This window comes from Fructobacillus pseudoficulneus, assembly GCF_900108455.1.
Lineage (GTDB): Bacteria > Bacillota > Bacilli > Lactobacillales > Lactobacillaceae > Fructobacillus > Fructobacillus pseudoficulneus.
Genome location: NZ_FNWS01000005.1, coordinates 81,270 through 102,463, shown reverse-complemented (window position 1 = coordinate 102,463; position 21,194 = coordinate 81,270). Strand labels below are relative to the sequence as shown.

The window sequence follows — 21,194 nt, the reverse complement described above, 5'->3', positions numbered from 1 at the left end:
AAGTTTGAAGATTGCTCTTCGATTAAACTGACTAGTTATTATCTCTCGATAACGCCTATCCGTTTATTGTTTGTTACGAATTGACTTCGCAAATTTGTTTGTGACTACTTACCAAGTAGCCACCGTTACAGATTTGTTTGTTCAAAGTTTTGTTCAGTTTTCAATGTGCGATGCCTTGTTAGGGCAACTCATTTAGTTTACCTGAATCATCAACGCTTGTCAATGACTTTTTGGAAAACTTTTTGTTGTCCGGTTCCTGTTGCCAGACCCCAGCTCCTCGTTAGAAGCACCTTCGCTTCGTAACGAACAATAACTAGTATACTGGCTTGCGCCGTTTGAGTCAACTGTTTTTTTCAGCAATCTTGTTCTTTTTTATCTAAAAGATTAACCGTGCCCACAAGCCAATCATCCTGATAGTTGAAATATTAAACAAAAAGCCTATTTGTATTTAACATTTGTTCAAATATGCTTAAAAATCTTATTTTTTATAAATAATTGTGGTGAATAAATTGCCGTTTTCGTATAATTAAGTATAAGAATTTACCACATCTTTGTTTAATATCTTGAGTGCTTTCGATCACTTGAAGGGAGCCAACCGCATGAACTGCTATGTCTTGACTACTGATAAGAAAGAGCAACGACTCTTTCGCAAGATTCTGAATGAACCTGCCATTTATGAATCGCCACGTGACTTACTATTAACTCTGAACGCCAGCCTTACTGGCAGCATCGTAATTCTCGATGTGGCAATTGCCGGACACAAACACGCTGGCTTTCAAACTGCCGAAATCTTACGCAAACAAAATCCCAACTCGCAACTGATTTTACTTTCTAATGATAGTAGCATGGCGAATGCTTGCTTTGAATACCAAATTGGCGTGTTAGACTTTATCATTAAAGGAAACCTCGATTTGTCCTTTCAGAACCGTTTGCATCGTGCCGTAAAAAAGGCCCAATACAATTTACATCGGATTTCTTATCTTCGCCCAATTAACATCCACTTACCGGACGGTAGTAAAAACATCTTAGTTGATTTAGCTAAGATTATTTATATTTCCAGTGAAAAGGGAACGCATCACTTACTTTTACATGAAAGTAATCGGATTACGAAGATTCGAACCTCGATGAAAAACGTTGCGACTTTGCATGAAAACCTTTGCCAAATTCATGCAGCGTTTTGCATCAATATCGATTACTTAAAGAAATATGATTCAAAGAAGGGGATTGTCACGCTGACAACGGGAAACTCTTTACCTGTTTCACGGAGTTTCGCGCCCAATATCAGGGAAAAGTCTCGTTGGTACTACCAACCGCCACAGAAAAAGAATAATTTTATGCAACAACTGCGCTTTTGATCGCCATTATTTTAGCTGTCAAAAGCTTTTTTTATGCAATAAAAAACAACCCACTCAGTAGAGTAGGTTGTTTCTAAAGAATAATTATTCTTCTGTATCGTTTTGATCGGCTTCAGCACGTTCAACCAAGTCTTGAACCTGTTGGCTGGCTGGCTGTTTTTCAGCTACTTGCTGGCTTTGCGCCATAGCAGTTTCTGAATCGTTTTCATCCATTTCAACTGGTTCCAGCTTTGTTAACGTAGCCACTTTGGCATCATCTTCCAAACGAATCAAACGAACCCCCTGGGTTGCACGACTAGTTTGGCTAACTGTATCGACACTAAAGCGAATCATGACTCCTTGGTCAGTCGTCACCATAATATCTTCATCGCCATCAACCGTGACCATTCCCGTCAACGGACCGTTCTTTTCCGTGATGGTTGCGGTCTTAATTCCCTTACCACCACGACCCTTGACAGGGTATTCTTCTGCTAACGTCTGCTTACCGTAACCTCTTTGGCTAATCACAAGCACCTTTGAGTCTGGCGTCAAGATATCAGCCCCGATTACTTCGTCGCCTTCGCGCAAATTGATTCCGCGAACACCGGCGGCGCCACGTCCCATCAAACGAACGGCTTCTTCAGCAAATGTGACAGAATAACCATTCATCGTCGCAATAATCACGTTTTGCAAACCATCGGTTTGAAGAACTTTCAAAATTTCATCATCTTCGCGCAAGGTTAATGCCTTCAAACCAGAAGTTCGAATATTGGCAAAGTCTTGGACCTTCGTCCGCTTCACGACTCCCTTACGAGTGACAAAGAAGAGGTTGTCTTCACTTTCGGCAGGATTTCCGTTAACCGAAAGCAGCGTCTGAATGGCTTCGTCTTCATCAAAGTTCAAAAGGTTGACGACCGGAATTCCCTTGGCCTGACGACCGTATTCTGGAATTTCGTAACCCTTCATCCGATAAACCTTCCCTTTATTGGTAAAGAAGAAGAGCGAGTCGTGCGTTGACAGGTTGACCAGCTGATCAACGAAGTCTTCATCGTTCAAGTTCATTCCTTGAACACCACGACCCCCACGATTTTGGGCCTTGAATTCGCTCGCTGGCACCCGTTTGATGTAGCCATTATGAGTCAATGAAACGATGACGTCTTCTTCCTCAATCAGGTCTTCATCTTCGATGCTGGTTACATCACCGACTTGCAGTTCCGTGCGGCGGTCATCGCCAAAGCGGCTTTGAATATCAAGCAATTCATCATAAATTAATTGATCAATTCGTTCTTGATGGGCCAAAATGTCCTTCAAATCAGCAATCAACGCCACTAACTTTTGGTATTCGTCTTCTAACTTGTCCCGTTCCAAACCGGTCAAGCGGACCAAACGCATATCCAAAATGGCCTGCGACTGCTTATCTGACAAGTCATAGCCTTCGATCAAGCGTGTCTTCGCCTCATCCGATGTTTTTGATGAGCGGATGATATTAATAATAGCATCGATATGATCCAGCGCAATCCGCAACCCCTCCAAAATGTGGGCACGGGCTTCCGCCTTTTTCAAATCAAAGCTTGTCCGACGACGAACAACAGAGCGCTGGTGTTCCAAATAAGCCACTAAAATTTCTTTTAAGCTGAGCGTCTTTGGTGCACCGTGGTCAATGGCCAACATGTTAAATGAAAAGCCAGTTTGCAAAAGCGTTTGCTTGTACAAATTATTCAAGATAACGGAAGCGGAGGCGTCTCGACGGACATCGATTGAAATCCGCAGTCCTTCACGGTCAGTTTCATCACGGATACCCGTGATGCCATCGATTTTCTTATCACGAACTAATTCTGAAATTCGTTCAATTAAGCGCGCCTTGTTAACGGCATAGGGGAGTTCCGTCACAATAATTTGCTCACGGCCCGACTTAGTCGTTTCAATATCAACCTTGGCACGAATGGTAATCGTTCCGCGACCGGTTTCATAGGCCTTTCGAATCCCAGCCTTACCCATCACGATTCCACCAGTTGGGAAATCAGGTCCAGGAAGGGCTTCCATCAAGTCAGCAGTCGTCGCCTCTGGGTTGTTCATCAAAATGTGCAAAGCCGAAATCACTTCACCCAAATTGTGCGTTGGGATATTCGTTGTCATTCCAACGGCAATTCCAGTGGCCCCGTTGACCAACAGGTTGGGAATACGGGCAGGTAGGACTTCCGGTTCACGTTCTTCGCCATCGTAGTTAGGAACAAAATCGACCGTGTCCTTATTTAAGTCACGGACCATTTCCATGGCAACTTTGGACAAACGAGCTTCGGTATACCGCATGGCAGCGGCCCCGTCACCATCGACAGAACCAAAGTTTCCGTGACCGTCAACCAGCATGTAGCGGTATGAAAAGTCTTGGGCCATCCGGACCATCGATTCGTAAATGGCAGAATCACCGTGAGGGTGATACTTACCCATTACATCTCCAACGATACGGGCAGACTTTTTATGGGGCTTATCAGGTGTATTTCCCTGTTCAATCATCGAATACAAAATTCGACGGTGAACCGGCTTCATTCCATCCCGGACATCGGGCAGTGCACGTGCCACGATAACAGACATGGCATATGACAAAAATGAAGTTTTCATTTGCTCGGACAAATGTGTATTTTGAATCCGAGTATCCATTTCTTCAGGCATTTAATTACTCCTCGTCAAGCACAGCGGACAGATTAAATATCAAGATCTTGTACAAAGACCGCGTTATCTTCGATAAATTGACGACGAGGGGGCACATCGCCACCCATCAACATATCAATCACGGCATCCGCTTCTTCTGCATCGGCAGGATCAACGCGCAACAAACGACGGTTACGTGGGTCCATCGTGGTATCGGCCAGTTGGTCGTAATCCATTTCTCCAAGACCCTTGTACCGCTGCACCTTTGGCTTGGCAGTACTTGGCAATTGTGCCAAATAATCTTCCAATTCCTTGTCGGAATCGAGATACGTCATGTTCTTGGAATTTCCAAGGGAAACCCCATACAAAGGTGGCTGGGCAATATAAATATAGCCAGCATCCACCATCGGACGCATGTAGCGGTAGAACAGTGTCAACAGCAAGGTCCGAATGTGGGCACCATCGACATCGGCATCCGTCATGATAATAATCTTATGATAGTTGGCCTTGGACACATCAAAGTCATCACCAAATCCGGATCCCAAAGCGGTAAAGAGGGAACGAATTTCTTCGTTAGCCAAGACCCGGTCTAGGGTTGCTTTACCAACGTTCAAAATCTTTCCACGAATTGGCAAGATGGCCTGAGTCAACCGGTTGCGGCCCTGCTTAGCAGATCCACCGGCAGAATCACCCTCGACAATAAAGAGTTCTGAAATTTCAGGATCCTTTGACGTATTATCAGCTAACTTTCCTGGCAAGTTTGAAATTTCCAAACCTGACTGCTTCCGTGTCATTTCACGGGCACGCTTAGCAGAAAGGCGGGCGCGTTGGGCGAGGGAACCCTTTTCAACAATTTGCTTGGCTACAGCTGGGTTTTCCAACATGAAGCGGGCAAAGGTTTCGGAGAACATCCGGTCAGTTGCCTGACGGGCATCTGAGTTCCCCAACTTGGTCTTTGTTTGACCTTCGAACTGAGGGTCTGGGTGCTTGATGGAAACAATTGCGGTCATTCCCTCACGGACGTCTTCTCCGGTCAGGGATTCAGCACCTTCTTTGATCAGCTTTTGCTTCCGAGCATAATCGTTAATCACTCGAGTCAAAGCCGTCTTGAACCCAGTTTCGTGGGTTCCACCTTCATAGGTGTTGATATTGTTTGTAAAAGTTTTTAGATTTTCTTTGACACCGGTCGTGTATTGCAAGGCAACTTCGACCACGATACCGTTTTCTTCCCCTTCGACATAGACGGGTTCATCAAAGAGCGCCTGCTTTTCTTCGTCAAGGTAAGAAACATATTCCTTAATCCCACCTTCAAAATGGAAGGATTCTTTCAATGGCTCATCAGAACGCTTATCTTCAATCGAGATCCGCAGCCCCTTGTTCAAGAACGCTAGCTCACGAACGCGCGTCAAGAGCGTTTGGTAGTTATAAACCGTTGTTTCTTGGAAGATATCTGGGTCGGGCTTAAAGTGAACGATTGTGCCTCGTTCAATTGGCAAAGGACCATCTTTTTTGGTCATTGGTGTCTTCACATGTCCTGTTTCAAAGTCCATGTAGTAAAGCTGACCATCACGAACGACTTGAACATCCAAAGTGGTCGAAAGGGCGTTAACGACAGAAGCACCAACCCCGTGCAACCCACCAGAAACCTTATAACCACCGCCGCCGAACTTTCCTCCGGCATGCAAAATCGTAAAGACAGTTTCCAAGGCTGGCTTACCAGTCTTCGTTTGAATATCAACTGGAATCCCACGACCATCATCGGTAACAGTAATCGAATTATCTGCTTCAATCGTCACCGTGATATGGCTGGCAAAGCCGGCTAAGGCTTCATCGATTCCGTTATCGACAATTTCCCAAACCAAGTGGTGCAAACCTTGGGCGGTTGTTGTTCCAATATACATCCCTGGACGCTTACGAACCGCTTCCAGTCCTTCCAAAACTTGAATCTGGTCCGCATTATAAGCATCAGCATCAGTATTCATTTGGCTGGCTGCTTCTGGGTCCGTTTGATTCACGGTTTGATTTTCTGGGTGTTCTTGTTCTGCCATGATACTCCTCTTTGCCTAAAAGGCTATTCTTCAACCTTAACATGACCAGCTTTTACTAGAAAAATTTTTGGTTCCTTGATTAGCTGGCGAGCAACTTCTGTTAAGGAAGGGGCGGTAATAAAGGTTTGTACCTTATCTTGTATTGCTAACAGTAGGTGAGTCTGCCGGCCAGCATCGAGTTCACTTAAGACATCGTCTAGCAACAAGACTGGGTATTCACCAGTTTCTTGATGCATCAACTCAATCTCACCGAGCTTTAATGCTAAAGCGGCCGTCCGTTGCTGGCCCTGTGAGCCAAAAACGGAGACATCTTTGCCGTTGACTAACATCGTAAAATCATCGCGATGCGGTCCTGCTAGTGTGGTGCCTTGTCTTTTTTCTCGGTCAGCATTTTTTTGAAAGACTTCTTGCAAATTGGCTGCAATTTGCTCAGCGGTTTCACCCTCCATAACTGGCACAGCAGCTTGGTAAGCCAACCGCAATTCTTCGCGTTGGTTGGCAACTTCTTGGTGAATTAACAGCGCTTGTTCTTCCAATTTCAGCAAAAATTGCCGGCGCGCCAAGATAATTTGACTAGCAACCGTAATCAATTGCTCCGTTAAGACATCTAAAAAGACCTGGTCTTGTTGCTTTCCTTGGGCCCAAGCCTTCAGATAAGCATTGCGATCTTTTAAAATTTTCTTGTATTGAGCACTTTGCTGCAGGTAAAGGCGATTCATTTGACCAAATTCAATGTCGATAAAACGACGCCGAACCGTTGGTGCTCCCTTAACTAAATCAAGGTCTTCGGGTGCAAATAGAATCACATTTAGTTGACCGATGTAAGTCGATAGCCGCGATTGATCTAAGTGATTCACCCGGGCTTGTTTTCCCTTTGCTGACCAAGAAAGAGAAAGGGGGGTCTTACCAAAACGATTGGTAACCCGACCAGCAATTTTGGCTTCACTTTGCCCCCATTGAATTAAATCCTTATCGGTTTTCGTTCGATGAGAGCGCGCTAGTGCCAAGGCGTAAATGCTTTCAAGTAGGTTCGTTTTTCCTTGGGCGTTTTCGCCAAGAAAGACATTAATCCCACTTTGAAAGTTTAATTCTGCCTGGTCGTAGTTCCGAAAGTTTTTCAGGCTAAGTTGGCTTAATTCCAAGAGCCAGGTCCCGTCGGCTTTTTAGATTTTGCCTTTGGTTTTGACTGATTTGGTTTTTTAGCCTGTTTCTTAGCTGCCTGTTGCCGATTAGCAAAGCGCTCTAAAATTGCCTGCTTTTCGGCTTCTTCTGCTAAGTCTTCAGCACTCATACCTTCAATTTGGTAAGTCTCCTGATGAATCACGACTTGATCACCGGGGTAAAGTTTCTTACCACGGCGATTTTCAGGCTCACCATTCAACTCAACTTCTTGTTCAGCCAAAAAAGCTTTTGCTTGGCCGCCAGATGCAATTAAATTTTCCATTTTAAGCAGCTGGGCCAAGGTAATATAGGCAGTTTTAATTGCTACGCGTTCAGCCATCGGTTTCCCCATTTTCTTGGTCAATACTTACCCCGTTATTATACCATACTTACTCTAATTTCCCCCTCAGAGGCGTTTTTAGCTTTTTTTGATTCATCCAGTGTCTTTTTATTGAATGACGGGAAGATTCCTTCACGCCCATTTGTGCATTAAAACACAAAAAAACAGCCAAAATTAAACTGGCTGTTTTTTATCAAGTAGTTTAGAAAGTTCGAACTGGGGTTACCAACTGCAATTGCTTATTATCGGTTTCGCCTTCTGGAATGATAATAAAGGGACGCAAATTAGTGGTGAACTTCAATTCAACTGTCTTACCTTGTAAGACTCGCAAGGCATCACGTACATAATCTGGGTTGAAAGAAATTTCCAAGTCGTCACCAACAACTTTTTCGGCTGACAAATTTTCGTTAACTTGACCAACTTCTTGTGAGTTTCCTGAAAGTTGGGCCTGGCCGTCTTTAATCGTCAGCAAAATCACGTTATTGCGTGATTCGTGTGAGAGCAATGAGGCACGGTCAATGGCACCCGATAGGGCGGCAGCATCAATTTGAATTTCAGTTGTTGCTTCATTTGGAATCAAACGATCAGTTTCAGGATAGTTTCCTTCAAGCAAGCGTGAATAGAAAGTTGTGTTGCCAAAGATAAAGACTGCTTGGTTACTTGAAAGTTTAATTTCAACCCGGTTTTGCCCTTCAAGCAAGGATTGCAATTCGTTAAAGGCCTTGGCTGGAATAATTACGGATGTTTTTTCTGTGTTTTCTGTTCCAGTTAAAGTGACAATCCGTTGTGATAGACGGTGAGAATCGGTGGTAACGGCCTTAATTTGGTTGCCATCCAGTGTCAAATGAATTCCCGTCAAGATTGGTCGACTTTCTTGTGTTGAAGCAGAAATCTTCGTTTGCGCAATAATTTCGACTAATTGTGCGGCTGAGACCTTTAAAGACTTACTTTCTGATAATTCAGGTAACTTTGGATAGGCTGAACTTGGTTGGCCGTTAATCTTAAAGGATGCAGATCCTGATGTAATCAAGGCTTGCAATCCTTCAACGGAAAGCGTCATCGTTTCGGCAGGTAAGTGCTTCACGATATTAATAAAGAAAGTTGCAGGAAGCGTAATGCCACCAGGAGTATCAACAACCAACTGAGTTGTTGTGTCGCTGGCTTCCAAAGTAATCTTGATCGAGATATCAGCGTTCGAGCCAGTCAAAACTAATTCTTCATCTGAAAGTTCCAATTTAATGTTTGTCAGAATCGGAATCGTTGTTCGTGAAGAGATCGCACGAGCAACATCATTTAATGCTTTGATAAAGGCTTGTCGGTTAATCGAAAATTTCATGGCGCGAGGCCTCCTTTAGGCGGGGTGCTTATATTAATTAATTAGTTATTATTTAACTAGTAATAGTAATAAGGGCTGTGGGAAATGGGGATTAGGTTGTCAAGGTGAAGGTGAAGCGGTTTTGCCTGTTGATAACTTTGTGGCTAACTTTAAGACAATTATAAACTTATCCCCAAGACTTATTTACCATTTTTGATTTCATTGGCGAGGTCTTCAATTAATTCTTTGGTCTTTGGTTCCGTTTCGACCTGTTCAGCAACTTTATTATAAGCGTGTGAAATTGAAGAGTGGTCCCGGCCACCAAATGACCGGCCAATATCTGGCAATGACTTGTTGGTCATTGTTCGCGTTAAGTAGATGGCGATGTGGCGAGCATTGACTAAGTCAGCCTGCCGTCTTGTTCCCTGCATGTCAGCGACCGTTTGCATAAAGTAATTGGCAACTGTTTCTTGAATCCGTTCAACGGTGACTTTCTTGCCTTGATCGATATTGAGTTCGGCCAAAATTGATTGGGCCGTTTCAATTGTCGCTGGTTTGTTCATGAAGCGAATTTTAGCTTCAAACTTATGGAAGGCCCCTTCGAGCGAACGAACGTTGGTATCAATTTTTTCACCGATTAATTCGAGGACTTCATTTGGAATGTCTAAATCGTTTCTTTCCTGCAAGTTTCTCAGGATAGCTACTCGGGTCGGTAGGTCGGGCTTTTGAATGTCTTGGGTAATTCCGGCTTCAAAGCGGGACGTCAAACGCGTTAGCAAATCAGGAATGTCCGTTGGGTAGCGATCGGAAGTCATCACGATTTGCTTTCCTGACTTGGTGAGGGCGTTGAAGGTGTTAAAGAATTCTTCTTGGACCTTCTCTTTACCAGACCAGAACTGGATATCATCAATTAATAACATATCTAATGAGCGGTATGTTTTTTTGAATTTCGCAGTCGCGTTGGAATCGGCTTTGTTTCCTTCACGAAGTGAGTCAGTGAAATCGTTCAAAAAATCTTCGGCTGTCGCGTATTTGATGCGCGCATTTGGATGGGTGCTGGCGTACTCGTTTCCAATTGATTGCATCAAATGGGTTTTACCAAGTCCGACACCTCCATAGATAAGGAAAGGATTGTAAACTTTTCCGGGCGCTTCGGCCACGGCAAGTGCGACGGCTAAGGCGTTTTCATTTCCTGATCCCTTAACAAACTTTTCAAACGTGAAATCAGGATTTAAGTCGTTATCCTGTGAAAAAGGAATTTGGGTCGGTGGAATGGAGTTGGTAACGGCTGGCTGAGCAGTGGGCTCCATGCTTTCGCTTAAAACGCGTAGTTCGGGGCGAATGAAGTCGCCGGTGATTTCGTTTGCGTGTTGAACAAAGTCCAGGGCGTATTGTTTATTGTTCCAAGCACCAATAATTTTTTCGGCATGTTCGGCAGGGACGGAAAGGATGAGCTTACCATCTTCGAAACCTTGCGGTTTTAGTGGGGCAATCATGGTTTCAAAGCTGACGGGGCCGGTTGTTTTATATAGTAGAAGGCTGACCTGCTTCCAGAGGTCATTAGGGTCAAGTGTGTTCGACATATGTATCTCCAAACGGATGTAAAGTGAATGAGTCTTATGGAAAATATTATAGCAAAGAAAGGGGGAAGAAAAAAGTTATCCACAGGAAAAAATGTAAAAGAATAGTTATCCCGCTTGGGGAATAAAAGATGTCCTTCTTGTGGAGAAGAAAGGGAACAAAATTTCGGGTTATCCACATATGAACAGGGTTATCCCCAGTGGAAAGGTTGATATTCTCACTTTTTGTGGAATTATCACCGTTTTCCCCAGAAAGCAGTCCACAACCTGGGGATATGGGGAAAAGTCGGGCAAAAGCTGTTGAGAGTCAAAAGTTGTCCTTTCTTATCCGCATGCCTGTGCTTTTATTTGTGATAAAATTGGGGAGAACATTTTTCACTTTTTTCTATATAAAGGCGCTTTTAATAGAAAAGAGGTGAAAGCCTTGCCATAATGCTATGACCATGGTATGATTATTGTCGAATTGCAAGTTTTTTTGCAGACAAATTAGTAATGGAGGAAATGACAGATGAAGCGTACATTCCAACCAAAGAAGCGTCATCGCGAACGCGTACACGGTTTCCGCAAGCGTATGAGCACAAGCAATGGCCGTAAGGTTTTGGCTCGCCGTCGTGCTAAGGGCCGTAAGGTATTATCTGCCTAAACAGGTCGCTGCTTGTCAGTGGCCTTTTTATTTTTTAGGTTAATGCAGGCTAATCCTGCGTACATATGTTGAAATAATTAGGTGGTATCCCATGCGTAAGACATTTCGGATAAAAAAGCCTGCCGAGTTTCAAAAAGTTTTTGACCACCACCAATCGGTGGCCAATAAGTACTTTGTTTTGTATCGGTTGAAGAAACAAGAACAAAAGCACTTTCGCTTGGGACTTTCAGTGGGTAAAAAAATCGGTAAGGCACATGACCGTGTTCATGTAAAGCGGCGTATTCGTCAAAGCTTTTTGGAATTAAAACCGTTGATTGATTCCGAAACTGATATTCTAGTGATTGCCCGTCCGGCAGTTGCACACCAATCTCAGGCATTCATCAAGCAACAGCTGGAACATGTGTTAAAGCTGGCAAACTTATTAAAGGAAGATTCTCATGGCTCGACTAAGTAAATGGTATAAAACAATTGGGCTTTTACCAATTTTAATGGCAGTTTTGGCAATTGTTGGTATTATTGCTGCTGATATGTCTTATTCTGGACACGTTGGCGGAACCGGTCTTTGGGGCGGTTTTGTTGCAATCTTTATTCGTTCAATTTTGGGTGTTTCATCATGGTTCTCTTCATCTTATGGTTTGGGAATCATCGTCTTTACGATTTTGGTTCGATTTGTGATTTTGCCATTGATGGTTTATCAAATTGATTCAATGAAGAAGATGCAAGGCGTGCAAGATGAAATTAAGGCCTTGCAGGAACAATATCCTGGTCGTGATGCTGAAAGTCGACAATTGTTGGCTGCTGCTCAGCAACAGTTGTACAAGGATCGTGGTATTTCGCCATTCGCATCAATGTTGCCTTTGTTGGTGCAGATGCCAGTTTTGATTGCCTTGTACCAGGGAATTCATAATTCACCGATTTTGCGTTCAGGTTCTTTCTTATGGTTGAACCTGGGTCACCAAGATCCTTATTATATTTTGCCAATTTTGGCTGCGCTGTTTACCTTTGCTTCTTCTTGGTTGTCAACGCAAGCTAACCCACAGCAAAACACGATGACGAAGGTGATGCCATTTATCTTCCCATTCATCATTTTGTTTACGGCATTAGCAGTTCCTTCAGCTGTTTCTTTGTACTGGGTAATCAGTAACTTGTTCCAAACGGTTCAAACGTTCTTCTTGCAAAATCCATTCAAGATGCGCAAAGAACGTGAAGAAGCAGCCGCACTTGTTAAGAACAAGGAACGAATGATTCGCAAGGCCACTCGTTCAAAGAAAAAGAAGCACCGTTAAATTTTGATACTAAATCCAGTCTCCTGCTTGTAGCAGGGGGCTTTTTTGTTTGCTTGTGCGGGTAAGTCTGCTATCATAAGGGGTGAAGATTTTGCTTGGAAAGGGATGATGCTCTGATGATTGAGACACTAAAACAAACAGAACATTTTTCTTGGTACCATGTGACCAACATGAATAGCCAGGACAAGCAGTCGTTATTGACCGAGCACGGGTTAACGGAACAGATGCTTGGTTATGCTAATGATAATAATGAAAGCGTGCGGATGGAGTTTGATCCGGATGTCAATGAAGCACTGATTATTTTAGATGTGATTTCTGCTGAGCCAGAGCCGGTTTTGACTCGACCAATCGGCATTGTCTTGGTCCACGGTGATTTATATACTTTTGCGCATCGACCAACCGATTATATCAAGAAGGATTTTTTGTCTCTGCAAACGGATGACCAGGGAGAAGCGGTTGAACAAATGTCTGCCTTTGACTTTTTGATTGACGGCATTTACCCCTTGATGACGATGTATGGTGATGAGATTACTGAAATTAACCGGCAAAGGCGAGCAATTCAGGCTCAATTTGGTAATCGAAAGCAATTGACCAAGCATACTAACGATTTGCTTCATTTACAGATACAAATGATTTACTTGCAGAACTCGTTGGCCAATAACTTAATTATGCTGAACCAGGTCAAGCGTTCTTATCAAGACCATTTAAATGAAGAGCAAACTGATCGGATCGATGCTGTCCGGGTTGAGGTGGAACAGGCGCGCGATATGGCAGGATTAGCCATGGAAGTGATTAATGCGGTTTCAGATGCGACGGGGTCGTTGGGAAATCGTGACTTGAACTGGACCATGAAGGTGTTAACGGTTTATTCAATTGTTTTCACGATTCCAACGATTGTTTCCGGTTTCTATGGTGAAAACGTTGACTACCTACCATTTGCGCATGGTGCTCATGGCTGGTGGGTGACCATCATCATCATGTTTTTGATGATGATTGGGGCGACTTATTTGTTCTACCACTATGGGTTTTTAAAAAAGTAAGTGTTACTTTTATTACGGTAAAACAAGTCGTATAATGAGTATTAGAAATGTTTCTTGTTTTTGGAAAGGAGAGTTATGTCAAAAGCTGCCCGAAAAAAAGAGCTCCTCGAGCAACGTAATTTATTGTTAAAGCGCTCTTCTGCTGGTTGGGTGTCCTTTCGGCGCTTTCTGTTTGCGCCGAATTTGCTAACATTTGTCATTTCCGTTGTTGTTGGAAATGCTTTTGGTGCCGCAATTAAGGATTTGGTTTCACTAATCGCCCATTTGTTGTATTCATTATGGCGTTGGATTTTTTTTGCTGGCCACCCGCTGTACTTTGATGCTACGCAGACTGCCTGGACGTCCTTTTTAACTTCATTGTTGACGATGTTGTCGATTGCGTTAGCGGTCTACTATACGATTCAATTTATCAATAACAAATTGATTGGATCCGAATCTGAAAAATGGGGTTATGATGAACCCCATGTTGATATGATGGCTTTGCAAAAATTACAAAAAGAAAATAATGACTTGGTTCGTGCTAATTCTGAGTTGCAAAAACAAATTTTAGCTGAATTAACTAAGTCATCTAAGGAATAAAGTTTAGAGAGGAAATATCATGAAACAACCAACTGTTATCATTACTATTTTAGCTTTAGTTTTGATGTTCATTTCAATTGCATCTTGGGCATTCAACGCCGAGGCATTTTCATTAGTTTGTGCTAACTTAGCAACGGTGATTTTGTTGATTGCCTTTGTTTGGGGCAATCGCGATAAAAATTAAGAATCGTTTAAGAAGTTTGCGATAAGGTAAAGTCTGGGCCTGTTCGGGCTTTTTTATTTTAGGTGTTTCACGTGAAACACTATCTTCTAATGTTTCACGTAAAACAGTCAGGAGCGAAAAATGTTATTCAAAGATGCCAAAATAACAATTGAACCAGTTGAAGTCCCTGATTATGTTGGCCAAACAATCAAAAATATTCAATACGGGCCAGAAGAATGGCAATTGCTCGATTTGTATTTGCCAAAGACGGAAAATAAAGCACCACTCTTGTTAGATTTGCAAGGAGGAGGTCTGGTACGAGGAGAAAAATCATCGTTCAAATTAGGACCAAGTTTGAAGTTGGTGAAAGATGGTTATGCAGTTGCTTCAATGAACTACTCATTAATTTCTTCTCGTTCATTTTCATTCCCAAAACAAATTGCGGAAATGCGGGCGGCCATTAAGTTATTGAATCAATCAGCAGATAAGTATCATTTGATTGCAGATAAAATTGATTTGGCGGGGGAATCTTCTGGAGCACAACTAGCACTCCTATATGCAGCATCAGTTACTGCTGGGGTCAAGTTGGGACATATTCAAGCAGACGATGATCTGACGGGGCTGCCAAAAGTACAGCACGTTATTGCTAATTACGGTCCTTATGAATTTGATCAGTTCGCTCGACAGTTTGCTGAAGAAAAGATTCAGCCAAAGTATGCTGAATCGGGACAAGCGATTTCTTTTGAAGGCCTAGCTTTGGCTGGATTGTCGGTGACAGAAAACCCAACCGGGGTGAGCCAAGGAAATCCGGCAAATTATTTCACCGAAAAAATGCCGGCGGTTATTGCCTATGCAGGTAGTGATGACCAAGTCGTACCATATCAGCAAAGTCAAGAGATGATTGAGCGGTATCGTCAGATGACAGGGAAGGATGCAGACTTCCACTTGATTGAGGGTGGTCATCACGGCATTTTTGATTATGATACAATAGAAATTTATCAACAAAAATATAACTTTTTACAGCAATAAAAAAAGCAGCCAGAAGGCTGCTTTTTATTTAGCAAAAATTTGATTAACAACAGTTGCTGCCTCAACAAAGGCAATTGTTTGCGTGTGAGGACGAGGAATAACCGTCGTAAACCAGCGCTGTCCCTCAAGTGGGATACCAGTGATGAAGAAGTTTTTGACTAGTTGATTATCGTGATCAATAACTTGATAAGTTGCTGGATCAACTTTGATTGTATTTTCTAAGAGTTCCGTTCCATCGGGGTTGGTGATACGGTTGTCACCGGTAATCAGACCTTGTTGTCTTAATGATTGAATCAATGGACTATCTGCAGTCCGGAAATCAATGCGTCCAAGACGGGCTTCGATTAAGGCTGTTCCGTGATAAGTATCGCCGAAGCGATCAGTGGCGATAAAGGATTGATTATCGTGAGCGACACTGAAGTTTGGACCAGTAATGGTTACAATTTTCGCCTCAATTAGGGCTAGTAACTGTTGAATGCGAATTAATGGAGGGCCAACTGAAAGCTGCGTGTCAAAGAGTTTAAAGTCTGTCAGTAGTTTTTGGTAATCATCTTCATCGAAGTAACGGTTATCGTAAAGATAGCGAACAGTTCCACGCAAATCACGCAAAATGTCGTAAGCGCCAGTTAGTGGTGACTCTTGATTGCCTAACTGTGCGGATTGAATGTCCTTTTTCAAATGCTGAATGAAGAACTTCTTGAATGCTGTGCCTGACTTCATGTCCCGAGTAGGGTTAGCTTGTTTATCCCATGAAATTTCAGTATTTAAATTCAAGTTGAACTCATCATTAACAAGTAACCAGTTATCAGGGTTTTTGATAAATTCTAAGACTTCAGCTTTTTTGCTCTCGCTAAGGTCCTTTAATTGATGAATTGAATTAACGAGATACTTATAGGTTAATTCTCGGTTTAAAATAAAGCGGAAAGTGGAATAGGGAACTTTACCATTATTTTCTGCCGCAATAGCCTTTAAAGCAGGTAAGGTGAAAAACAAAGGATGGTAAAGCTCACTAGCACCTTTTTGATTTGTTCCGTGCGCACGGGGTGGCAAACCGGATCCAGAACCGATTACTAAGTGAGGTTCATGACCTGACTTCTGATATGACAACGATCCATCCTTTTTAGTAAGGAATATTCCCCCTTTGCCGGCGGTTAAAGTCAGTAAATCATCAAAGAAAGATAGGCCTAAACCTTGAATCAAAACAGTGTCATTGTTATCAAGGGCTGAAAAATCATTTTCAGCTGGATGAGAAGCTGGGTAATAATGTAGAGACTTTTCCTGTGCAAAGTGGGCTAAGTCTTTTTTCTTATCGGTTAATTTAGCATCTAAATGACCTGGAGCGAAAACGACGTCATCGGTTTGATAGCTTTCACCAGATTCAGCGGTTAAAAGAAAACCGTCAGTGGTTTTAGTTAAATCAGTAACCGTTTCCTGATGGAAGTTAATTGAAATATTTTCTGGACAAATAGATGATAATTGTTCAAAAAACCAAGCCGCGTAAACGCCCATCAGACCACGAGAAGTATGGGTGTTACTAGTAACAGACGCCATAATTTCTTCGCGATAGGCGATGTCATATTCTGGGTGTTTTTCTAAATACTCTAAAGCAAAAGACTGTGCCCACGACAACAAATTTGGCGACAAAGAACCCTCGTTAGTCTGGTTATTATCATAGTCGTTAAATAGAGTGACCTGATTGGCAAAGGTATTCATCAAGAAGGTTTGGTTATCCTTAAAAAAGGGGTTCCAAACACGACCACCGACTGGGTAGGGGTCAAAAAGATCAACCGTTAATGATTGATTGCTGGGTGTTTTTTGAATTAAACGGTCCAAAACAGCTAAGTTTCGGGGACCAGCTCCAATTAAAGCAATTTTCATAAATCCTCCAATTCAATGAGGAAATAAAAAGCCAACGAAAAACGTTAGCAAGACGATGTATAAGGGGTTGTTTAAAAAAATAAACCCGGTACTCGAAGAAATTTCCATTTATAAACTAATTTTACTCTAAACTATCGGAAAAAAAAAGTGATTAGAATGAATCATCTGCAAAGCTAAAAAACATTTGCTATAATAGGGTTATCATTTGTTGCAAAGGTTTGGTCGGTGGAACAAACAGAAAGTTAGCGGTCGCTGGAAGCTAACCCACCCCAATACTGAGTTACACAACAGTTCTCGATGACGACTTGTCCCGCGTTAAAGGCTAAATGAGTGGCTTGGAAATCAAGCAATTTAGGTGGTACCGCGGAGAATTCGCCCTAATCAGAAATGATTAGGGCGTTTTTTGTTGGCGTCTTGAAGGTAAAGGAGAAAAAGATGAATTTTATTGAAGATTTGAAATGGCGAGGCGCTGTTAACCAGGTGACGGATGAAGCTGGTTTGTTAAAGGCAATGGATGAGGGGCAAATTGGTGCATACGTCGGAACCGATCCTACCGCGGATTCACTCCACCTTGGTCATTTGATCCCATTCATGGTTTTGAAACGCTTCCAAAAAGCTGGTGGAAAAGCCGTGATTATTGTTGGGGGTGCCACCGGTTCAATTGGTGATCCACGACCAACAACGGAACGCCAGCTACTTTCAGAAGAACAACTGAAAGTAAATGAGCAAGGAATTGCTAGCCAAGTAACGAAACTCTTTGGATCTGATGGCACAACGATTGTTAATAATGCCGACTGGCTGAGCCCAATGACCTTACCAGAATTCCTCCGTGACTACGGTAAACTGTTCTCAGTCAATGTGATGTTGAAAAAGGATGTCGTTGCTTCCCGACTCGAAACGGGGATTTCTTATACCGAATTTACTTACCAAATTTTACAAGCGGTTGACTTCTTACACCTTTGGCAAGAAGAAAATGTTCGTTTACAAATTGGGGGATCGGACCAGTGGGGAAATATTACCGCTGGGGTTGATTTGATTCACACCGTTGAAGGAGCGGATGCACCAGCCTTTGGTTTGACGATTCCTTTGATGACGGACTCAACCGGAAAAAAGTTTGGTAAGTCAGAAGGAAACGCAATCTGGTTGAATGCCGAAAAGACTTCACCATATACTTTTTACCAATTCTGGTATAACCAACGCGATGAAGATGTCGTGAAGTATTTGAAGTACTTTACCTTCTTAACACCAGCAGAGATTGATGAGTTGGCAAAAGAAGTTGAAGAAAATCCGGGTGCCCGTTTGGGTCAGAAGCGTTTGGCTGAGGAAGTCACGCGCTTTGTTCACGGACAAGCAGCGGTAGAAGAAGCGGAAGCACTGTCAAAGGCGCTTTTCTCTGGTGATGTGGCCAACCTGACGGTCCAACAAATTAAGGATGTTTTCGCTGGTGTACCTGGATTTGAAACAACAGCTGCCAAGCAAAACATTGTTGATTTCTTGGTGGATGCTGGCGTTGAATCATCAAAGCGGCAGGCGCGCGAAGATGTCACGAATGGGGCGATTACGATTAACGGCCAAAAGCAACAGGATGTCACAACGGAAATTGATCCAAGCCAAGCCTATGATGGTCAATACATCCTGGTTCGACGGGGTAAGAAGAAGTACTTCTTGGGCACTGTTAAATAAGCTGTAAAAAACTTAATCAAATATATTTATTCCTTTAACTTTAGTTTAATCTCAGCGACCTATACTAAAGACATCGATATAGTAATATATCGGACATCAAAAACTTCATTCCGGCACATCTATAAATACTTCTCTCTAAACCTAATTTATACCTTCTCTCCCGTGCCGGAATGAAGGTTCAGCAGATGAACGACCCCCTGGATTATTCCAGGGGGCCTTTTATTACCCTAAAATTTTCTCTAAGTAGAGAGACAATTTTTGAACTTGTAGTTAGCTTTGTTATAATGGGGTTGGCTGAAAGATTTCATCGAGCTAAAAAGTTTTGATCATCTTACTAAGCAATCGCAGGTAGCGTTATCAAAATAAAGGAGACAGCATTAATGTCATTATTAGAACTGCACCACGTGTCAAAGAACTTTGGTTCTTACAAGGCCATGGACAACGTTTCGTTTTCAGTTGATACTGGACGAATTGTTGCCTTGATTGGTCCCAATGGGGCCGGTAAGTCAACGACCATGCGAGCAATTACAGGGTTGATGTCATACAAAGACGGGGAAATCATCTTTGATGAGAAGCTAGTCAGTCTTGCTAAAACCAGTTCATTAGCTAAGATGGGAAACTTGATTGAGTACCCATCAATCTATCCTAATTTTACTGCTCGAGATCACATGAATTATTATGCGATGGACAGCAAGGACCATGCTGATATCGAAGAATTGATGCATTTAACAGGGATTGATGGCGAAAAGTTTGGTAAGCGCAAGGCGAAAAAATTCTCATTAGGAATGAAGCAACGCTTAGGAATCGCGATTTCTTTGATTCGAAATCCAAAACTGGTTGTTTTGGATGAGCCAATGAACGGGTTAGACCCACAATCGGTTCGCGATATCCGTAACTTGATTCAAACTTTGGCTAAAAAAGGCATCTCATTTTTGATTTCTTCTCACCAACTAGATGAATTGCAACGCTTAGCCGACGATGTTGTCATCATTAATAAGGGTAAAATCTTACGTCGTGATACAATGGCTGATTTCTTAGCTGAAGGAAAGTCAGCCGTTAACGTTCAAACGAATGATAACGAAAAGATGCTAGCAATTGCTAAAGATGCTGGTTGGGAAGCTACAGCAAAAGACGACCACGTTACAATTACAGTAACGGATGGTGTTTCAGCACAAACTGTTTTGGCCAAGGCGACGGAAGCCGGACTTGAAGTCAGTGATATTCAAACAGGAAAGACAAACCTGGAAGATCACTTGTTAGAAGTCTTGTCGACAGATGCAACGCGCGTCTAGGCTGAAAAGGAGAAGTTATGTTTACTTTACTAAAACAAGAAACAATGAAGGCCTGGAAGCAAAACCGGGTCTATATCTGGGCAATCATTATCTTTGTTTTGCCAATTATTATTTTGCCGTTTGTGCTTTCTGCTAGTACTCAAGCTGCAGGATTTGCAGAATTCGGTGGTTCAAGTATTGTTCTTTCCATCTTTATCACGGTGATTGCCGCTTTGACTTTTAGTCAGGAATTTACTTTTGGTACGATTCGGCCATTATTGTCCCGGCAATATTCACGGTTGCAAGTTTTTATTTCAAAATTATTGATTATCTTAATTCAAGCGGTGTTAATGACCTTGATCGCCTTTGTCGGAAGCTTTATCGGTCGCCAAATTTTTATTTGGATGCATGGTAAAACCGGTACAAGTATTGATTTTGGTCAGTTCTTCTACGCACAAGGAATTTCATTTTTGGTAACCCTCTTCTTCATTGCGATTGTCTTGCTGATTGCCAATGTGGCCAAGTCGGCTGCAGCAGCGATTAGTTTGGGGATTGTGATGTCAATGGTAACCTCAATTATTTCGACAATTTCGATTTATTTGGTTCAATTCTGGAGTGGTTTGAAGTGGAACCCATTCACAATTTTGGAAGCGGTTCGTTCATATGATGGTACATTCTTATCAAAGCTACAGTACCAAGCCTACTTTGGTACTGATCCTTGGGTAATCTTTACGGTTTATGGCGTTTATCTCGTCTTGATTTATGGTTTGGCTTACTGGATCTTTAACCGTCGATCGGTTTAATAAGAAGGACTGGGAACGGTCCTTTTTTTAACCTAGTAAATTTCGAAGAGTAGCAAAACAGCTTGGAGGAAACCATGTCAAGGAAAGCGGCAGCCTATAACGATAAGCAACGAATTCTTCGTTTGTATTCTGTATTGATTTCAAAGCAGTCGATGGGCGTTGACGAAATTGAAAATTTGTTCTTCGTTGGTCGAAAGACGGTCCAACGTGATATTGCAGCCATTCGAGAGTTCTTGGAAGATTTACAAATTGAAGATGACATCAAATCAGAAATTATCTTTGACCGAAAGAGTAAAAAATATCGGCTGACGGAAAGGGAACATCTTTTTACGGTGTTCGATCGAATTAATACAAATGGTTCAGGAATGGACTTATAAAAAGCAATAAAAAAA

19 protein-coding genes are annotated in these 21,194 nt (G+C 42.4%); 12 read left to right on the top strand and 7 right to left on the bottom strand.

Annotated features, from left to right (window positions below; all coding sequences use genetic code 11):
- Window positions 1-599: 599 nt before the first annotated feature.
- On the top strand, window positions 600-1,355 hold the full coding sequence (locus BLW39_RS05370) for a LytR/AlgR family response regulator transcription factor (protein ID WP_059378864.1): 756 nt from the start codon (window positions 600-602) through the stop codon (window positions 1,353-1,355).
- 84 nt (window positions 1,356-1,439) lie between these two features.
- Here the strand turns inward: BLW39_RS05370 and gyrA are convergent, their stop codons facing one another.
- The 6 genes from gyrA to dnaA form a co-directional block, all read right to left on the bottom strand.
- Window positions 1,440-4,004, bottom strand: coding sequence for a DNA gyrase subunit A (gene gyrA, locus BLW39_RS05365; protein WP_059378869.1), 2,565 nt, complete (start codon window positions 4,002-4,004; stop codon window positions 1,440-1,442).
- A gap of 32 nt (window positions 4,005-4,036) precedes the next feature.
- Entirely contained in the window at window positions 4,037-5,965 is a 1,929-nt protein-coding gene (gyrB, locus tag BLW39_RS05360; protein WP_200769398.1) for a DNA topoisomerase (ATP-hydrolyzing) subunit B, read from the bottom strand.
- Between the two features lie 89 nt (window positions 5,966-6,054).
- Window positions 6,055-7,173, bottom strand: coding sequence for a DNA replication/repair protein RecF (recF, locus tag BLW39_RS05355; RefSeq protein ID WP_059378874.1), 1,119 nt, complete (start codon window positions 7,171-7,173; stop codon window positions 6,055-6,057).
- Window positions 7,164-7,532, bottom strand: a complete 369-nt coding sequence (yaaA, locus tag BLW39_RS05350; RefSeq protein WP_074717814.1) for a S4 domain-containing protein YaaA — start codon at window positions 7,530-7,532, stop codon at window positions 7,164-7,166. The genes recF and yaaA overlap by 10 nt, the downstream gene beginning before the upstream one ends.
- A 202-nt stretch (window positions 7,533-7,734) precedes the next feature.
- A complete protein-coding gene (dnaN, locus tag BLW39_RS05345; RefSeq protein WP_059378878.1) occupies window positions 7,735-8,868 on the bottom strand; it encodes a DNA polymerase III subunit beta in 1,134 nt (377 codons plus the stop codon).
- A gap of 179 nt (window positions 8,869-9,047) precedes the next feature.
- Complete coding sequence (gene dnaA, locus BLW39_RS05340; protein WP_059378880.1) at window positions 9,048-10,430, bottom strand: chromosomal replication initiator protein DnaA; 1,383 nt, start codon at window positions 10,428-10,430, stop codon at window positions 9,048-9,050.
- Between the two features lie 505 nt (window positions 10,431-10,935).
- Here dnaA and rpmH point away from each other — a divergent pair.
- The 7 genes from rpmH to BLW39_RS05310 all read left to right on the top strand — a co-directional run bounded on the left by rpmH (window position 10,936) and on the right by BLW39_RS05310 (window position 15,167).
- The gene (gene rpmH, locus BLW39_RS05335; RefSeq protein ID WP_047975516.1) at window positions 10,936-11,070 is read left to right on the top strand and encodes a 50S ribosomal protein L34; all 135 of its coding nucleotides are present in this window, start codon (window positions 10,936-10,938) and stop codon (window positions 11,068-11,070) included.
- 91 nt (window positions 11,071-11,161) lie between these two features.
- Window positions 11,162-11,524, top strand: coding sequence for a ribonuclease P protein component (rnpA, locus tag BLW39_RS05330; protein WP_059378882.1), 363 nt, complete (start codon window positions 11,162-11,164; stop codon window positions 11,522-11,524).
- Window positions 11,508-12,356: a membrane protein insertase YidC gene (locus BLW39_RS05325; protein ID WP_059378884.1), complete on the top strand. Its 849-nt coding sequence runs from the start codon at window positions 11,508-11,510 to the stop codon at window positions 12,354-12,356. The genes rnpA and BLW39_RS05325 overlap by 17 nt, the downstream gene beginning before the upstream one ends.
- A gap of 116 nt (window positions 12,357-12,472) precedes the next feature.
- Window positions 12,473-13,396, top strand: a complete 924-nt coding sequence (locus BLW39_RS05320; RefSeq protein ID WP_059378885.1) for a magnesium transporter CorA family protein — start codon at window positions 12,473-12,475, stop codon at window positions 13,394-13,396.
- Window positions 13,397-13,471: 75 nt separating this feature from the next.
- A complete protein-coding gene (locus BLW39_RS05315; RefSeq protein ID WP_059378886.1) occupies window positions 13,472-13,975 on the top strand; it encodes an MscL family protein in 504 nt (167 codons plus the stop codon).
- A gap of 19 nt (window positions 13,976-13,994) precedes the next feature.
- The gene (locus BLW39_RS07025; protein ID WP_158705828.1) at window positions 13,995-14,159 is read left to right on the top strand and encodes a hypothetical protein; all 165 of its coding nucleotides are present in this window, start codon (window positions 13,995-13,997) and stop codon (window positions 14,157-14,159) included.
- Between the two features lie 120 nt (window positions 14,160-14,279).
- Window positions 14,280-15,167, top strand: coding sequence for an alpha/beta hydrolase (locus BLW39_RS05310; protein WP_059378887.1), 888 nt, complete (start codon window positions 14,280-14,282; stop codon window positions 15,165-15,167).
- 24 nt (window positions 15,168-15,191) lie between these two features.
- Here BLW39_RS05310 and BLW39_RS05305 read toward each other — a convergent pair whose 3' ends face one another.
- Window positions 15,192-17,045: an FAD/NAD(P)-binding protein gene (locus BLW39_RS05305; protein ID WP_059378889.1), complete on the bottom strand. Its 1,854-nt coding sequence runs from the start codon at window positions 17,043-17,045 to the stop codon at window positions 15,192-15,194.
- Window positions 17,046-17,480: 435 nt separating this feature from the next.
- On the opposite strand from BLW39_RS05305, the gene tyrS reads away from it, so the two are divergent.
- The 4 genes from tyrS to BLW39_RS05285 all read left to right on the top strand — a co-directional run bounded on the left by tyrS (window position 17,481) and on the right by BLW39_RS05285 (window position 21,179).
- Window positions 17,481-18,728, top strand: a complete 1,248-nt coding sequence (gene tyrS / locus BLW39_RS05300) for a tyrosine--tRNA ligase (RefSeq protein WP_059378891.1) — start codon at window positions 17,481-17,483, stop codon at window positions 18,726-18,728.
- A 380-nt stretch (window positions 18,729-19,108) separates the two neighbouring features.
- Entirely contained in the window at window positions 19,109-20,020 is a 912-nt protein-coding gene (locus tag BLW39_RS05295; protein ID WP_059378893.1) for an ABC transporter ATP-binding protein, read from the top strand.
- 17 nt (window positions 20,021-20,037) lie between these two features.
- On the top strand, window positions 20,038-20,802 hold the full coding sequence (locus BLW39_RS05290; protein WP_059378895.1) for an ABC transporter permease: 765 nt from the start codon (window positions 20,038-20,040) through the stop codon (window positions 20,800-20,802).
- Window positions 20,803-20,876: 74 nt separating this feature from the next.
- Window positions 20,877-21,179, top strand: a complete 303-nt coding sequence (locus BLW39_RS05285) for a hypothetical protein (RefSeq protein WP_059378897.1) — start codon at window positions 20,877-20,879, stop codon at window positions 21,177-21,179.
- The last annotated feature ends 15 nt before the right edge of the window (window positions 21,180-21,194 follow it).

What these genes read in the sequence shown, in the direction of transcription:
- BLW39_RS05370 (WP_059378864.1), top strand. Translation starts at nt 600, where the DNA reads ATGAACTGCTATGTCTTGACTACTGATAAGAAAGAGCAACGACTCTTT.
- gyrA (WP_059378869.1), bottom strand. Translation starts at nt 4,004, where the DNA reads ATGCCTGAAGAAATGGATACTCGGATTCAAAATACACATTTGTCCGAG.
- gyrB (WP_200769398.1), bottom strand. Translation starts at nt 5,965, where the DNA reads ATGAATACTGATGCTGATGCTTATAATGCGGACCAGATTCAAGTTTTG.
- yaaA (WP_074717814.1), bottom strand. Translation starts at nt 7,532, where the DNA reads ATGGCTGAACGCGTAGCAATTAAAACTGCCTATATTACCTTGGCCCAG.
- dnaN (WP_059378878.1), bottom strand. Translation starts at nt 8,868, where the DNA reads ATGAAATTTTCGATTAACCGACAAGCCTTTATCAAAGCATTAAATGAT.
- dnaA (WP_059378880.1), bottom strand. Translation starts at nt 10,430, where the DNA reads ATGTCGAACACACTTGACCCTAATGACCTCTGGAAGCAGGTCAGCCTT.
- rpmH (WP_047975516.1), top strand. Translation starts at nt 10,936, where the DNA reads ATGAAGCGTACATTCCAACCAAAGAAGCGTCATCGCGAACGCGTACAC.
- rnpA (WP_059378882.1), top strand. Translation starts at nt 11,162, where the DNA reads ATGCGTAAGACATTTCGGATAAAAAAGCCTGCCGAGTTTCAAAAAGTT.
- BLW39_RS05325 (WP_059378884.1), top strand. Translation starts at nt 11,508, where the DNA reads ATGGCTCGACTAAGTAAATGGTATAAAACAATTGGGCTTTTACCAATT.
- BLW39_RS05320 (WP_059378885.1), top strand. Translation starts at nt 12,473, where the DNA reads ATGATTGAGACACTAAAACAAACAGAACATTTTTCTTGGTACCATGTG.
- BLW39_RS05315 (WP_059378886.1), top strand. Translation starts at nt 13,472, where the DNA reads ATGTCAAAAGCTGCCCGAAAAAAAGAGCTCCTCGAGCAACGTAATTTA.
- BLW39_RS07025 (WP_158705828.1), top strand. Translation starts at nt 13,995, where the DNA reads ATGAAACAACCAACTGTTATCATTACTATTTTAGCTTTAGTTTTGATG.
- BLW39_RS05310 (WP_059378887.1), top strand. Translation starts at nt 14,280, where the DNA reads ATGTTATTCAAAGATGCCAAAATAACAATTGAACCAGTTGAAGTCCCT.
- BLW39_RS05305 (WP_059378889.1), bottom strand. Translation starts at nt 17,045, where the DNA reads ATGAAAATTGCTTTAATTGGAGCTGGTCCCCGAAACTTAGCTGTTTTG.
- tyrS (WP_059378891.1), top strand. Translation starts at nt 17,481, where the DNA reads ATGAATTTTATTGAAGATTTGAAATGGCGAGGCGCTGTTAACCAGGTG.
- BLW39_RS05295 (WP_059378893.1), top strand. Translation starts at nt 19,109, where the DNA reads ATGTCATTATTAGAACTGCACCACGTGTCAAAGAACTTTGGTTCTTAC.
- BLW39_RS05290 (WP_059378895.1), top strand. Translation starts at nt 20,038, where the DNA reads ATGTTTACTTTACTAAAACAAGAAACAATGAAGGCCTGGAAGCAAAAC.
- BLW39_RS05285 (WP_059378897.1), top strand. Translation starts at nt 20,877, where the DNA reads ATGTCAAGGAAAGCGGCAGCCTATAACGATAAGCAACGAATTCTTCGT.